Source organism: Maribacter sp. HS (genome assembly GCF_048059195.1).
In the GTDB taxonomy this organism is placed as follows: domain Bacteria; phylum Bacteroidota; class Bacteroidia; order Flavobacteriales; family Flavobacteriaceae; genus Maribacter; species Maribacter dokdonensis.
On the sequence record NZ_JAYLVV010000002.1, the window covers coordinates 257,784 to 274,315 of the forward strand.

Annotated in this window: 9 protein-coding genes; 5 read left to right on the forward strand and 4 right to left on the reverse strand. The window is 36.3% G+C overall.

Annotated elements, in window-relative coordinates; translation table 11 throughout:
- The 4 genes from VBZ51_RS01260 to VBZ51_RS01275 all read right to left on the reverse strand — a co-directional run bounded on the left by VBZ51_RS01260 (position 1) and on the right by VBZ51_RS01275 (position 9,444).
- Positions 1 to 2,325: a GH92 family glycosyl hydrolase gene (locus tag VBZ51_RS01260; RefSeq protein WP_416575816.1), complete on the reverse strand. Its 2,325-nt coding sequence runs from the start codon at positions 2,323 to 2,325 to the stop codon at positions 1 to 3.
- Positions 2,326 to 2,335: 10 nt separating this feature from the next.
- The gene (locus VBZ51_RS01265) at positions 2,336 to 4,390 is read right to left on the reverse strand and encodes a glycosyl hydrolase 115 family protein (RefSeq protein ID WP_416575817.1); all 2,055 of its coding nucleotides are present in this window, start codon (positions 4,388 to 4,390) and stop codon (positions 2,336 to 2,338) included.
- A 308-nt stretch (positions 4,391 to 4,698) separates the two neighbouring features.
- Positions 4,699 to 6,348, reverse strand: a complete 1,650-nt coding sequence (locus VBZ51_RS01270; protein WP_416575818.1) for a RagB/SusD family nutrient uptake outer membrane protein — start codon at positions 6,346 to 6,348, stop codon at positions 4,699 to 4,701.
- An 18-nt stretch (positions 6,349 to 6,366) separates the two neighbouring features.
- Complete coding sequence (locus tag VBZ51_RS01275) at positions 6,367 to 9,444, reverse strand: SusC/RagA family TonB-linked outer membrane protein (protein WP_416575819.1); 3,078 nt, start codon at positions 9,442 to 9,444, stop codon at positions 6,367 to 6,369.
- Positions 9,445 to 9,756: 312 nt separating this feature from the next.
- Between VBZ51_RS01275 and VBZ51_RS01280 the strand changes: the two genes are divergently transcribed.
- From VBZ51_RS01280 to uxuA, 5 genes are all read left to right on the forward strand, one after another.
- On the forward strand, positions 9,757 to 11,145 hold the full coding sequence (locus VBZ51_RS01280; protein ID WP_416575820.1) for a 3-keto-disaccharide hydrolase: 1,389 nt from the start codon (positions 9,757 to 9,759) through the stop codon (positions 11,143 to 11,145).
- 5 nt (positions 11,146 to 11,150) lie between these two features.
- Complete coding sequence (locus tag VBZ51_RS01285) at positions 11,151 to 12,506, forward strand: Gfo/Idh/MocA family protein (RefSeq protein ID WP_058103617.1); 1,356 nt, start codon at positions 11,151 to 11,153, stop codon at positions 12,504 to 12,506.
- Between the two features lie 163 nt (positions 12,507 to 12,669).
- Positions 12,670 to 14,505: an alpha-L-rhamnosidase C-terminal domain-containing protein gene (locus VBZ51_RS01290; RefSeq protein WP_416575821.1), complete on the forward strand. Its 1,836-nt coding sequence runs from the start codon at positions 12,670 to 12,672 to the stop codon at positions 14,503 to 14,505.
- Between the two features lie 11 nt (positions 14,506 to 14,516).
- Complete coding sequence (locus VBZ51_RS01295; RefSeq protein WP_058103619.1) at positions 14,517 to 15,332, forward strand: SDR family oxidoreductase; 816 nt, start codon at positions 14,517 to 14,519, stop codon at positions 15,330 to 15,332.
- Positions 15,333 to 15,351: 19 nt separating this feature from the next.
- The gene (gene uxuA, locus VBZ51_RS01300; protein ID WP_416575822.1) at positions 15,352 to 16,530 is read left to right on the forward strand and encodes a mannonate dehydratase; all 1,179 of its coding nucleotides are present in this window, start codon (positions 15,352 to 15,354) and stop codon (positions 16,528 to 16,530) included.
- The last annotated feature ends 2 nt before the right edge of the window (positions 16,531 to 16,532 follow it).

A 16,532-nucleotide genomic window follows, 5' to 3' on the forward strand; every position in this document is an offset into this window, starting at 1 on the left:
TTATTTTACTGTATTGGTCATTTCCAAAATTAGCTCGCCCCCTTTTACAATATCGTCATGTCTTAAGCTATTAGCTTTTATTGATGTTCCATTAAACTCGGCCTCTGATACATAAAAATTAGCATCACTATTGTTGTTCGCTTTTATGGCAAATAGGTCGCCACTATAAAAATTATTATTCAATTTAATAGTAACCTCATCGAAAATAGGGCTACCTATTTGGTATTCAGGATTAGCTTCTGTACCACCGTTCATTTGAAAGAGACCGATCTTCATAAGTACCGCCAAACTGCCCATTAATCCTTGGTCCTCATCACCGTTATACCCGGTTGAAGGCGATAAACCACCAAAAACAGTTTTCGTCACTTTTCTCGACCAAAATTGTGTTAAATCTGGTCTATTTAATTGACTAAAAATAAAAGCTGTTTGTATTGAGGGCTGATTACCAAAATTGATTGGAATTCTACTGTACTCTGGGTGTAGTTCCACAGCATGTGAAGTGCCAGCTGTAAAACCAAGAGTTTCTGCAGTTTTAAACTGTTCATTCAGTTTATCAATTGCAGCATCTTTCCCTCCCATTAAATTAGACAGTCCAACCAAATCATGTGGCACAAACCAAGTAGATTGTGCTCCGTTAGATTCAATAAAACCATGTTCAGCTTGGTAAGGATCATATTCAGATTTCCATGTTCCTTCTACACCTTTAGGGCGCATCCATCCAATTTTCTTATCAAATACATTTTTATAATTAGAAGATCTCGCCAGGAAATAATCATAATCTTCTTTGTGACCCATCTTTTTCGCTAATTGTGCCAACGTCCAGTCTTGGTACGCATATTCCATGGTTAAACTAGCACCGTCTTGATGGCTACCAAATTTACCTTCTGGTATAGGGTAAGGCACATAACCTTTGTCTAAATAATATTTTAAGCCACCACCAATATTAGTAGTGTGCTCATAGCCGGCTTTCTCCATAATTCCGCCAGCTAAATGATTTTTCTTTAAAGCTTGGTAAACGTCTTCCAATTCATCTACAATAATTCCTTTTTGTATTGCAGTAACCATAAAAGGTGTAGCACTTGCCCCTGTCATCACGTAGGTATAATTACCTCCCGAAGGACCACGTGGTATGAGTCCGCCATCTTTATAATACTGCATTAAGGAATTTGAAAAGTCATACATTATTTCAGGATACACCAAGCCCCACAAAGTATTCAAGGTCCATTGTGCTCCCCAAAAAGAATCTGAATTATAATGATTGAATTTTGGCGAGCCATCAGCTTTTAAAGGCAGTTGCCCTACTTTAAATATTTCTCCTGTATTATTAGGGTAAGCACCATTTATATCATTAATAATACGCCTACCTTGTAATGCATGCCACAAATCTGTATAAAACCTTCTTTGATCCTGTTCAGAACCGCCTTTAACATTAATTCTTCCAAGTAAACCGTTCCATTCTCCTTTTGCTTCCTCTTTAACCTTCTCAAACTGCCAGTGCGGTAATTCTTTGGACATATTAAGCGCTGCATTCGCTACAGAGGTATAAGATATACCCACTTTCATTAATACATTATTTTGGTCCTTATCCAAAACAATGAGATAATTACCTGTTTTGTCATCTTTATTGACGGATACTATTTTAGCGTTTAATTTTACTTTAAAATAAACGGTTAAAGGCTTCGGTCTCCTATGCGTAGGTTCCATCGTTACTTTACCGGAAAGCTCATTAGCTGAATTCTGCTCTAAAAAACCATCTGTATTACTACTAGGACCTAACAATGTATTAAGGTTAAAAAGTATAGCTTTATCTTCTTGGTTATCAGGATAGCTATATTGATGAAAACCTACTCTTTTAGTACTGGTCAATTGGGCGGAAATATTAAAACGATCAAGATTTACTTTATGAAAACCAGGCATAACCACCTCCTGATCATGACTGAATTTTGAATAGAAATCTTTATAAATATCCTCTTTGCTTTCCTTATTTGTAGTTACGGGCATGACCGAAATACCAGACATTTGCCATGCATGTATGTGACTGAATCCCTTTATTGTATCTGTTTTATATCTATAACCACTTCCCCAAGCACCCCCAATTTGGGTATCTGGACTCAGGTTGACCATACCAAAAGGCCTGCTTGCAGATGAAAAGTAGAACCATCTAGAATTTTCCGTATCTAAAAGAGGATACACCTTAGCCGTGTAATCAATATGCTGTTTACCATCGGTTTTAGATTTTACGGGCCGTTCTTTACATGCACCTAACATCAATATTGATATGCTCAGTAAAATAACGTTATATTTAAAATTGTAGCCAAATCTCATTCTTATCAATTTAAAGAGTCATTTTAGTAAGATTAGTTTCAATAGCATTAAGCATATCATAAGAAGGAAAACCATTATTTTGTCTTCTGTTAGCTATAGCATACCAGTTTTTCCATTTATCATCGATATCACCGGTACTTCTGCGATCTAAAATTGTATCTAGTTGTGTCTTTGCTGCTGGTAGTATAGAAATAGCTTCTTTCAAATACTGTTTATCTTTAGTATTCTCAAATTGTTTTTTGAGTTGAGCCATTTTATGTAATGATGCTTCAAAGGCAATTAAATCTGAATACAACTGCGCTGGAAGAAGCACATAGGAATGGTAAAAATTATCATTGTTACCCAATTTTTCATATCCTAATTTTGCTTCAGTAATTGCTTTCTTTAAAACTACATTGATTCTTTCAACGTTTTCTACATCACCAATTACACGATTATAATCATATGGCACAGGTGATTTACCCGGTCTTTCTATTGGGGCGTTGGATAAATAAGAAACTGCCTCCCTAATTTCCCATAAATGCTCTACATACCCCTTTCTGCCCTCTTGTGCCTCACTTAAATATTTCATTGAATTCACTGCATGTTCAGCTGCTTCTGGGCTAAAGTATTGTTCTGTCCAATCTTTATAAAAAGTATCCGCATGAAAGTCATCTGGGCTATAGCATACCTGGCTATAAGCAACCAGATTTAACAGAAACGGTCTAAAATTTTGCCCATTGACCAAACAATAATTATCAGCATCATATTTATGGAACATTTCTTTCATTACAGACTCCACCTTCTCTGGGTATGGATTGTGTACCGTATGGTTTAGCCAATAACCAGCATGCATATATGTTCCAAAATCATAACCATCGGTAGTACTTGGTAAGTGCTCAAATTCGCCAAATCCATGATCAGACCAAAGCACGGTCCAATCTTTAGGAGGTCTAAAACCATTGTTCCACATTTCCATACCATCAGAATAGCAAACAAGTACCTTTTGAGACTCTGGCTTATACTCATCTACCAGTTCACCAAATGCGGCATAAACCTCATTAAATACCTCAATTTTACTTTCCCCACAGGTACTTTCATATTTCCAATCCCATACTTGGTGGCGTGGTCTTAATATAAAAACGTCTGTTTTTGCCAACGGTGTATGCTCAAAATAATAGCGCCAAGCTTGTAACCAATCTGCTTTATATGTTTTCCAACAATCTGCTTTTTCAGCATCCATTGGATGAATTTGATACCCAAGAGCAAAATCTACCGCTATCTTCATTCCTTTCTCGTGGGCATAATCTATCATTTTCTCTACATAGTCAATATCTATTTGATAGTCTGGTTTTAAGGCTTTATACTCAGGTCTAATAAAAAACTCGGGTCTACCCAACATGTCGAAAAGTTGAATAGAATTATAACGAAGACGTACCAAAGAGTTGATCATTTCAGTATAGCTCTCCCAATCGTATTTTAACAACTCGCCCCTATAGTTTGCCAATTCATCTACGTCATTCTCAAAATAAGTTAGCATTGGCACCTTTGGTGGGGCTATAGTCTTTGGTTCAAAGTTCAATAGGTCATTGATCTTTTTCTTCTGAGGTAATTTTCCCGTCCAATACTCTAAGGGATCAACACCCAAAACATCTTTTGAGAAATCATATATCGCATATTGCAAACCTTGCTCATCTGAACCTGCAATAATTATAGCTTTATTCTTATGATAAGTATTTATAGCCCAAATGCCACCTCCAGAACCTGGTGTTGATTTAGAAAGCTTTACTTGGCCATTAGTAACAAACTTATTTATAAAGGTATCTTGAGAAGTTCCTAAAATAAATACAAGTGTATTTTCAGGTACCGTAGAATTCGGTGTGATTATAAATACATCTTCCTCTAAAACTTTTTCTAGATCATTTTTTAGATCACGAATCGTCGAAGTTGCTGCAGTAGTAGCATGTTCTGCCATAACTAAATATACAGCCGACGGATTTTTAAAGTTGCTGTTACAGCCTATACAACATGCTAAACAAGCAGACAGAATTAAGAAATGCTTTAATAATCTGTTTTTTTTAATCATTCGTTTACGTCTTTCTATTTTATAGAAGTTTTGAATATTTGAATTCACTACATTTTAATATGAACAAATGAAGTGATCTTGAAACTATAAATTGAAAAAGGAATTTTGAATGGGATAAGTAAGCTAATCTCAGAAATAAGCGCTGAAATCATATTAACTCAAGTATACTATATGGTTAAGATAATCTCACCCTCATAATAGTCTTTTCCATATCATCTAAAGCATAATACAGGCAGGTACAAAACCTGCCCATATCAACTCAAGGAATGAAAACTAACTTCTTATTATCTCTTAAAATTCCATAATTTTTAATAACCAGGATTTTGTTCTAAAGAACCATCTGACAATTGTAGTTCATTGGCAGGTATTGGTCTTAACAAGTGAATGCCTGCATTGAAAGTCCCATGATCCATAACATGTGGATTGTATAGCGCAATACGCTCTTCTAACTTACCGGTACGCTTTAGTACTGCCCATCTATTTTCTTCTCCTGCAAGTTCTATAGCCCTTTCATTTAAAATATCATCAATGCTTATCGATGTGTATTCATTTGCAACACCAGTGGCTCTCTCTCTAACAATATTTAAATGATTAAGGGCCGATGCTGTATTACCTGCTCCCAAATAAGCTTCTGCTGCAATTAAGTGTGTGCCGGCTACCCTAAATACGAAGGTATCTCTAGCCCCATCGGTATCTTCATTAAAGTCTTGATCATCGAACTTTTTAAATATTGGAAAATTTGTTCTTTCAATATTTAAAGAATATAAATAATTAACTCCTGGTATATCATCGGGCAATCCAAATAGATACTGATCTGGTTGGTATACCCAATAACGATTTAAGCGATCTGCTAATTCATCCGCATCTAGTGCATTTTTAGGGTAATAAACTATGGTATCACCTGCAACAATATTATCTGGACCATCTGGTTCATCACTGTCGGCTATAATCGCACGGTGAATTGTAGCATCTTCCCTTGTATCGTTATCGGCGAACAAAGAATAGAAGAATGGTGTAGGCATTGCCCCAAAACCACTTACCCCATAGGGTGTTGTAGTTCTATTCACACCAGGATAGTTGAATACCTGGTTCATAAAAAGCGAATGCTTGTTATTACTTTTATCATCTGCCAATCCACTATTTCCATATTGTATGGCAAATAATACTTCGTCATTTTCTTGATTACCATAATCAAAAACCTCTGCAAAAGACTGGCTACGAATATCATAATCACCTATCGCCTGCTCAGCCAATGCCGCAGCTGTATCAAAATCTGCCGAAGTACCGGCCGAAGTGTATGCCCTTGTCAAATAAACCTCAGCTAAAAGGTGTTGTGCTGCGCGTTTAGAAATTCTTCCTGTACTAGGGTCATCTAACAATACAGGAATAGCCTCCTCTAAATCTGAAATAATCTGTGCATATGTTTCAGCTTCTGTAGATCTGACATAATCTGTACGAATGGTCTGCACCTCATCTACCTCTATGACTACCCCACCGTATTGTTGTACCAAATTAAAATACGCCAAACCTCTTAGTGCCTTAGCCTGGGCTATACCGTAATCTCTTGCCCCTAAATTTGCATCGCTCCAGTTTATTTGATTCTCATATCTGTTAATTACAATATTGGCTTTACCAACTACACTATAATTATTTGACCAAACCGCAAGGCCTTCACCTGAGTTTAAATTAAAATAGTCGTTTGTTGGACTAAAAGAGAATATTTCACTTTTACTTGTAAAGACATCGGTGCCCAAATATTGAAAAGTATACTCTTTATAAACATCTCTTAAACTACTATACACCCCAACCACCAATTGATCGGCATTATCTTGTGTAATAAAATTCTCAGAAGTAATATCTGAGTATATCTCTTCTTCTAAATAATCATCGCAGGCATAATTCAGCGAAATCATGATAAAGAAGACAGTTATAATCTTTATATATTTTAATAGTTTCATCTTTTTATAGTTTAAAAATTAGTACGATAATTTTAATCCGAATAAAACTGTTTTGACAGAATACCCCATATTATAGGAGTTCTGTAAACCTGTTTCTGGATCCGGACCAGCAAAATCGGTAAAGGTGAACGGATTTTGAACATCAAGCGATAGACGTAACGTAGACATATTCAACTTGTCTAAAAGGTCTTTAGAAAATGAATAGGCAAGACCAATATTACCAACTCTTACAAAAGACATATCTTCATAGAACCAAGGGTAAGAAGATTCTCCATATTCTGGCGAAGGATATCTAGCATCAGGATTATTAGGTGTCCAATAATCTTGCTTTAAACTATTGAATACTGCTGCATCACCATTAAATGAAGCAAAGTTTTGATGAAACTCAGAATGTCCAAATACTCCTTGCCTTGTATTTACTTGAACGTTCAATTCAAGATTCTTATAGTTAAAGGTATTTGTCATACCTGCGATCCAATCTGGAGATTGAGAACCTATAACCCTTTTATCTTCTTGGTTAATAACTCCATCACCATTTTGATCTACATATTTATACTGCCCAGGTAATAGTCCAAAGGACTCCGCTTCCGCAGCCTCGTCTATTTGCCAAATACCATCTACCTCATAATCAAATGTTGCATCAATTGGTGCACCTACTTGCAAAACTCCATTCAGTCTAGAGTCCGAACCAACTAAGATTTGTTCTATACCATCATAAAGCTCAAGTATTTCGTTATCATTATTCGTATAATTGATGTTGGTACGCCATGTAAAGTTTTCTGTACGTACGTTTACGGTATTTAAGGTAAGTTCCACACCTCTGTTTCTTACCGAACCAAAATTACCTACGGTACCAGAATCTCCAAAACCAGTTACAAAAGACAATTGACGGGCAAGAATACTGCCTTCTGTTTCTTTGTTGTAAAATTCAAAACCGAAATTAACTCTACTATTTAGAACCGAAAGATCCAATCCGAGGTTATACTCCTTAGAAACCTCCCAAGATAAATCTGCATTTGACAGCCCCTCAACAGATTTACCAACATTAAAATCATCGCCGAACAAATAACTATCCTGTGCCAAAAATGCTAATGAACTATATGGGTTTACCGTTTTGTCATTACCGGATTCACCGTAACTTAAACGTAATTTCAAATTACTTAACCAATCAACATTCTGCAAAAAAGGTTCTTCACTAGCTCTCCATGCAAAAGCTGCGGATGGAAAAAATGCCCATTTATTACCTACCGCCAGTTTAGAAGAACCGTCATATCTACCAGTAAAAGTAAACAGGTATTTATCATTAATACTATAGTTTAAACGACCGGCAAACGAGGCTAAAGTCTCTTTTTCATAAAAACTACCATAATCTCTAGGTATCTCTGCACCACCTTCAGTATTAAAGAACAAGTATGCATCGGTATCAAAATCACGTACCTGTATATTACTTCCCTCAGGGTTAGAATAGTACAATGAATTGATCAAGGTAGTTTTAAGGTTATGACCTTCGGCTATATCAAAATTAAAATCAAGAATATTATCCCATGTATAAGATGTCTTAAAGTCTGTTTGATAATGAGACTGAATTCTAGATGGGTCATTTCTTGATGATTTCGTCAACAAGCCTCTATATTCCCCAAAACGTTGAGTACTAATGTTAGGAGAAAATTGTGTTTTAAAATTGATCCATTCGTTTGGCTTATAGTTAAAAAATACATTGGCGATAACATCTAAGGTTTTAGTATTAATTCTCCAAGCACCCTCTGCATCATAAATAGGGTTTACAAATCGCAAATCTTGATCATCTGGAAATAAAATAGGCTCACCGTTCTCGTCATAAGGATTAACCGTTGGTGCTAGGCGCAGCGTACTTCTAAACAATTCTCTACTACCTTCTTCTCTTTCTGAAAGAGCCAAATAAGATTTAATACCAACCGTTACCTTGTCAGATACTTTTTTAGATAAAGAAGCACTTAGATTATATCTTTCGAACTCCTCTATACCCATGACACCTTCATCATGTAAATAACCAATTGATCCGTTATAGACCAAACCATCACTACCACCGGACATACCAACGGTATGGCTAGTTTGTAAACCTGTTTTTCTAAAAAGGTCCATCCAATCAGTATACCTACCATTAGCAACATTAGATGCTTCTTCGTTAGATGATTGAATTTCAGTGGAGCGATCTACTACTATACTATTATAAGATGCAACCGTTCTATCTGTACCTTGCCAAGCTCTAGCCCTTAGAACATCATCCACAAACTCTAAATATTCAGGACCTGAGTAAAGTTCTGGAACATTAGTTGCCGATCGTAATCCAAAAGAAGAATCATAAGTAAAAACGGTTTTACCTTCAATACCACTCTTTGTTGTAATGATAACCACACCGTTAGCACCTCTAGAACCATAAATTGCTGTTGCGGAAGCATCTTTCAAAATATCCATCTGCTCGATATCAGAAGGATTCAAAACACTTATATCATCGAAAAATATACCATCGACCACAAAAAGAGGTTTAGAAGGATCATCATCTAGGTTATCACTAACACCATCACGCTCATTACCTTGGTTTGCAGTAATTACGGTATTACCACGAATCTTTATAGATAAAGGTGCTCCAGGTTTTGAATTAAGGGTTCTTACATCTACCCCGGCAATACGCCCTTGTATTGCCTGCCCTACATCCGTCTTTCTTTGCTCTGTAAGCGTTTCACTGTCTACAGAAGCTACAGCGCCCGTTAAGTCACTCTTTTTCACAGAACCATATCCAATTACTACTACCTCATCTAGCTGAGCCGTATCTTCTTCCATAGTAATTTGAATGTTAGATTGACCGGAATAAGTCACCTCTACAGGTTTATAACCTAAATAAGATACACTTAGAACATTTCCATCATCTACCGCTATACTAAAGTTGCCATCAAAATCGGTAACCGTTCCATTTGATGTTCCTTTTACTACGATAGATGCTCCAGGAATTGGCATGCCTTGGGTATCTGCCACCGTACCCGTAACGCTACTCTGCGCCAATAGTACCGATGACATACCCAATAAAAGGAATACCATTAATAGTTTTAGTTTTTTCATTTTTGTTATTGTTAAGTTAATTGACTACTAATGTATTGTTAAGACCAAGTTAACAGATGGACATATTCATCGAAAATATGGACAATCATAAAATAGTCCATATTTGTCGTATTGTATATTTCATAAAATACATATTAAATAATTGCGAAATTCACATAGTCTGTAGAGGTAAAATTTCATATTTTCATTATTTGAAGTAAAGTCGAAATTTGCCGTTAGATGGTAAAATCCATGCTTTGTATTAAAATGTCCATCATAAAAAAACTAAAAAACAATACTTTGTAAAGCCTTTTTAAAACCAAAATGACAACAATGAAAAATTACCTGATCAACAGTAAATTATTACTCGTGGCAACCGTTACATTATTAATTAGTTGTAGCGAAACTCCTAAAGACAATGCCCCGTGGGTGGATCTTTTTGATGGAGAAACTTTAAAAGGATGGCATAAATTAGGAGGAGATGCAACCTATGCCGTTAAAGAAGGTGCCATAGTAGGAACCACAACCCACAACACTCCTAACACATTTTTAACTACCGATGAAATGTATAGCGATTTTATATTAGAATTAGACTATAAGGTAGATTCTACCATGAATTCGGGAATTCAAATTAGAAGTAATAGTATACCAACATATAGAGATGGAAGGGTACATGGATATCAAGTTGAAATAGACCCTTCTGAAAGAGCCTGGAGCGGCGGTATTTATGATGAGTCAAGGCGTGGTTGGCTAAACCCTATGACCGATAATCCCGCTGCACAAAAAGCCTTTAAGCAAAACGACTGGAACCATTATAGAATTGAAGCTATAGGTGATACGATTAAAACTTGGGTAAATGACGTACCTGCCGCATATCTTATAGATGATAAAACCGCAAAAGGTTTTATATGCCTACAGGTGCATAGCATACATAGAGATCAAAAAGCAGGAACAGATATTATTTGGAAAAATGTAAGAATCATAACCGATAGTGTTTCTAAATACTCAAGAAATTCTCCTTTAACACCAATTATTACCAAAAATCAACTGACCATAGATGAAAAGAAAGACGGCTGGAAACTTCTCTGGGACGGAAAAACTACTGATGGTTGGAGAGGTGCCAAGTTAGAAGAATTCCCTGAGAAAGGATGGAAAATTGAAGATGGCGTTCTAAGCGTTCTTTCTTCTGGTGGGGAAGAATCTGCCGCAGGTGGTGATATTGTAACCAAAGAACTTTATGGAGATTTTGAATTGAAAGTTGATTTTAAATTAACCCCAGGAGCCAACAGTGGTATTAAATACTATGTTGACACTGAGATCAATAAAGGTGAAGGCTCTTCAATTGGGCTGGAATATCAAATATTGGATGACAACCTTCACCCCGATGCAAAAAAAGGAAACCATGAAGGCAGCAGAACTGTTAGCTCTCTTTACGATTTAATTCAAGCAGATGTAAACAAACCCATTAAACCTATAGGTGAATGGAATACAGCCTATATCATATCTAAAGACAACCATGTAGAACATTGGCTAAACGGGACCAAAGTTCTTGAATATGAAAGAAAAAGTGATGCATATAGAAAATTGGTTTCTGAAAGTAAATATGCCAAGTGGCCCAATTTCGGTGAATTGGATCAAGGTCAAATACTACTACAGGACCATGGAGATTTAGTATCGTTCAAAAATGTAAAAATCCGAGCTATAAATAATACAAAAGAATAAATACGATGAGTTCAAACAGAAGAAATTTTATTAAGAAAACAGCTTTGGGTGCAGTTGGGGCTACGATAGCCAGTGGTACCGCAAATGCGATGACAGCAAAGAGCTATTCTAAAATAATAGGTGCAAACGATAGAATTCATGTAGCTATTCAAGGTTTAGGTAGAAGGTATGGTGCCTATATACCTGCTATAGCACACAAAAAAAATAATGTTGAGCTTACCTATTTATGTGATGTAATGAAAAGTCAGCGAGACAAAGCTGCCACAGAAGTAGCATCTAAAATTAGCAGCAAACCAAAATTGGAAAACGACATCAGAAAAATATTGGACGATAAAAATGTTGATGCCATATTTATGTCCACGCCAGATCATTGGCATGCACCAGGTGCCTGTATGGCAATGCAAGCCGGCAAACACGTTTATTTAGAAAAACCTTGTAGCCATAACCCGCGCGAAGGTGAGTTGGTGGTTGCCTATCAAAAGAAATTTGATAAAGTAGTGCAAATGGGCAACCAGCAAAGATCTGCCCTAGAATCTCAAGAAATTATAAGAGATATACACAACGGCGTAATTGGTGATGTTTATAAGGCGACCGCATTCTATATTAGTGCAAGAGGTCGTGTGCCTCACCAAACCAAGGCAAACCCGCCAGAAGGTTTAGATTGGGAACTTTTTCAAGGACCGGCTCCAAGAAGAGCGTACACGGACAACACTTGGGATTATAATTGGCATTGGTACGGATGGGATTATGGTACCGCAGAAATGGGCAACAATGCTACCCATGAACTTGACATTGCACGTTGGGCATTGGGTGTTACCTATCCCGAACACGTATCTGTAGATGCTGGCAAGTATCATTATAAAGATGATGGATGGGAAATGTATGACACAATGGAAGCAACTTTTAAATTCGCTGGAAACAAAACTATTAAGTGGGATGGAAATAGTAGAACCGGATATCATAAATTTGGCAATAAATATGGTCGGGGCACCATAGTTTCAGGTTCAGAAGGTACTGCATATATTGATCGCGGCGGTTATAAGTTATTTGACCAAAAAGGAAATTTCATTAAAGAAAACCTTTCTTCCGGTGAAGAAGCAGGTACTGCACTAGGTGGTGGTGGCGATATGTCAACTCTACACACTGTCAACTTCTTTGATGCCATTAGGGGAAAAGCCGAATTAACCTCTCCTATAGATGAGGGAGCTATTAGCCAAATGCTAACACATTATGCAAATATAGCTTCTAGAATAGATGATTCATTTGAAGTTGATGAAGCTACAGGTCGTATTTTTAATAGAGAAGCCATGAAATTATGGTCTAGAACATACGAACCAGGTTGGGAAATAAAAGATGTATAACCATCATATTCTATCATAGCAATACTTATTTGAAATTGCCTTCTTATTAAAAAAACAATGACATATAGGTAATACCCCCAATAAGACTATTATACTAGATACTATGCTACTGACAGCATAGTATCTAGTTCTAAATATCATAAATATACATATCGTAAATACTATGAAAAAGCATATTCACATATGTCTTATACTACTTTCTATTGCAGTAACCCAAGCTCAAAATAGTAATACAAATATTGATTTAAAAACTACTATCATTCCACCTGCTAAGGTTGACAAATTAACAGGCGATAGTTATTTAATAGATTTTGGTAAAGCATTTTTTGGAACCATACAATTATATAGCAATAAATCTCAAACAGATTCATTAATCATTCATTTAGGTGAGAAATTAAACGATAAAAATGGAGTTGATAAAAATCCGGGAGCAACAATAAGATATCAAAAAATTGTATTACCACAATTGACCGCCAACACCTTAATCCTTCCAAAATTAACTGCAGATAAGCGTAATACCACAGGTGCTGCCATACAGTTGCAAGATAGTATTGGTGTTGTAATGCCTTTTCGATATTGTGAAATTGAAAACCTAAAAATTCCAATTACCGAACTACAGGTTCATCAAAAAGCTTTACATCACAAATTTAACGATGAGGCTAGTGCCTTCTCATCATCCAACAAAATTCTAGATTCCATATGGGAGCTTTGTAAACATACTATAAAAGCTACAAGTTTTACAGGTTTTTATGTAGATGGTGATAGAGAGCGAATACCATATGAAGCAGATGCCTATATAAATCAATTAAGTCATTATAGTGTTGATAGCCTCTATACCATGGCAAGGAGAACTAATTCTTACTTTATTGAAAATCCTACTTGGCCTACAGAATGGTTATTACATACGGTGCCTATGTTCTACACTGATTATATGTATACGGGAGATATAGAACCCTTAAAACAACATTATAAAAACCTTAAATTAAAAACCTTAATAGAACTAGAACGTGCAGATGGCCTTATCAGTTCTTCTTCCCCAAATCTGAATGCAGCATATATTCAGAAACTAGGTTTTAAAAAGGCAGATACTAAAATAAAGGACATTATTGATTGGCCACCCGCTCAAAAAGATACAGGTTGGAAATTAGCTACCCCAAAAGGCGAAAGGGATGGTTACGAAATTGTACCTGTAAATACCGTGGTAAACGCATTCTATTATTATAATCTAAAGTTAATGGCAGAAATCGCAACTGTTCTTGACAAAAAAGAGGATGCAGCTTTTTTCAAAAAGAAAGCCAAAAATGTAAAAACCACTATGAATACAAAGTTTTTTAATTCGGACAGAGGATATTATACAGATGGCGAAGGATCTACACATTCTTCCTTACATGCTAATATGATGCCTTTAGCATTTGGCATTGTACCAAAGGAACATGTTAAAACGGTTACCGAATTTATAAAAACCAGAGGCATGGCTTGCAGTGTATATGGCGCACAATATTTATTGGAAGGTTTATACTTAAGCAATGAAGCACAATATGCTTTAGACCTCATTACCGATACCAAAGGCGATAGAACATGGTGGAACATGATAGAAATTGGCGCTACCATGACCTTAGAGGCTTGGGATGTAAAATACAAACCAAATGCTGACTGGAACCATGCATGGGGTACGGCACCCTTGAACATAACTACACGTTATATGTGGGGCATAAAACCCAAAGCAGCAGGATTTAAAATAGCCGAAATACAACCTCAACTAGCTAATTTGAAATTTTCCAATATTAAAGTACCCACCATGAACGGGGTCATTAAAGCAAGTTTCAAAAAAGACAAAAAAACACATCAATATATCATAGAAATACCTGAAAACATGTCCGCTGAATTTAAAGTTCCTCTAATTAATTTAAAAGGCAGACATAACGGGAAGAAAATAAAACCAAAACAACAAATTATCATCCTTAACAGTGGAAACCATACGATTGACCTAAAACAATAATCAACACAAAAATGAACTTATTCAGTATAGAAAACAAAGTAATTCTAATAACCGGTGGCGGTGGAATACTTGGCGGAGAAATGGCAAGCTACCTACTTAACAACGGTGCTACCATTGTCATATTGGATTACAAAGAAGATATCGTCAATAGCGCCATAAAGCAGTTAAAAAAGATCAACAATAACGTTACCGGATTTGTTTGTAATGCCTTGGATGAAAAAAACTTAAAGGAAGTTTCTGATAAAATCATCGCCAAATTTGGAAAAATTGATATCTTAATCAACGCTGCAGGCGGCAATATGCCCGGAGCCACCATATCCGTTGACCAAACCATATTTGACGTAAATATTGATCATTTTAAGAAAGTGGTTGATCTAAACCTATTTGGCAGTATTTTACCATCATTGATTTTTGGCAAAGAAATGGTTAAGAACAATAAGGGAGTAATTATAAATATTTCTTCTATGACCGCCCAAAGTGCAATTACAAGAGTTGTTGGGTATTCCGCCTCTAAAGCAGCCATAGATAATTTCACCAAATGGCTTTCTGTAGAACTAGCAACAAAATTTGGAGAAGGTATTCGCGTAAATGCAATTGCACCAGGTTTTTTCATTGGTAACCAAAATAGAACCTTATTAGTTGATCAAGAAACCGGTAAATTTACCGAACGCGGAGAAACTATTATTAAGAACACACCCATGAAAAGATTTGGAGAAACCAATGAATTAAATGGTACTATTCACTATCTATGTGCCGAAGCATCAAAATTCGTTACCGGAATTGTTGTACCAATAGATGGAGGATTTAGCGCATTCAGCGGAGTTTAATAAAATTTAATAAAATATAATGGAACAAACATGGCGTTGGTACGGACCAAATGATCCAGTATCGTTATCAGATATAAAACAAGCAGGTGCAACAGGAATTGTTAGCGCATTACACCATATTCCCAACGGAGTTGTATGGTCTGTAGATGAAATAATGAAGCGAAAAAACACTATTGAAGCTGCCGGCTTAACGTGGTCGGTCGTAGAAAGTGTTCCAATTCATGAGCAAATAAAGACCCAAAAAGGAGATTATAAAACCTATTACGACAACTACAAACAAACTATTACCAATCTTGGACAATGTGGCATAGATACGGTTTGCTATAATTTTATGCCCGTTTTAGATTGGACACGTACCAATTTAGATTACGAAGTGGCAGATGGCTCTACCGCGCTTCGGTTTGAAGCTAATGCCTTTGCTGCCTTTGAATTATATCTGTTAAAAAGACCCGGAGCGGAAAACACCTATACCGAGACACAAAAAAATGCTGCCAAAGCCTATTTCCAAACGCTTTCAGAAGCGGACAAAAACAAGCTTATCAGTAATATAATAGCCGGTTTACCTGGCGCTGAAGAAGGGTACACATTAGAAGAATTCAATGAAATTTTGGCAACCTATGATGCCATAGGACCTAAAGAATTAAAGAAAAATCTATTTGAATTTTTATCTGAAATTATTCCGGTAGCCGAAGCATCGGGTATTCGTATGTGTATTCATCCAGACGACCCGCCTTTTCCTATCTTAGGTTTACCACGAGTGGTAAGTACGGAACAAGATATTGTTGATCTTTATAAAGCCGTTGATAGCCCTAATAACGGATTAACATTTTGTACAGGATCTTTTGGGGTAAGACCGGACAATGATTTACCGGGCATGGTAGACCGTTTAGGAGACCGAATTCATTTTATTCATTTACGTAGTACACAGAGCGATGCGGATGGTAATTTTCATGAAGCGAATCATTTAGAAGGTGATGTTGATATGTACTCAGTAATGAAAGCGTTGATCAATGAGCAAAATAAAAGAAAGGCCGCTGGTCGTAACGACACTAAAATGCCCTTGCGCCCCGATCACGGCCATAAAATGTTAGATGACCTTAGAAAGAAAACCAATCCGGGATATTCCGGCATTGGTAGACTTAGAGGTTTAGCTGAATTAAGAGGTTTGGAAATGGGAATTAGAAAAAGCTTAAAATAGCT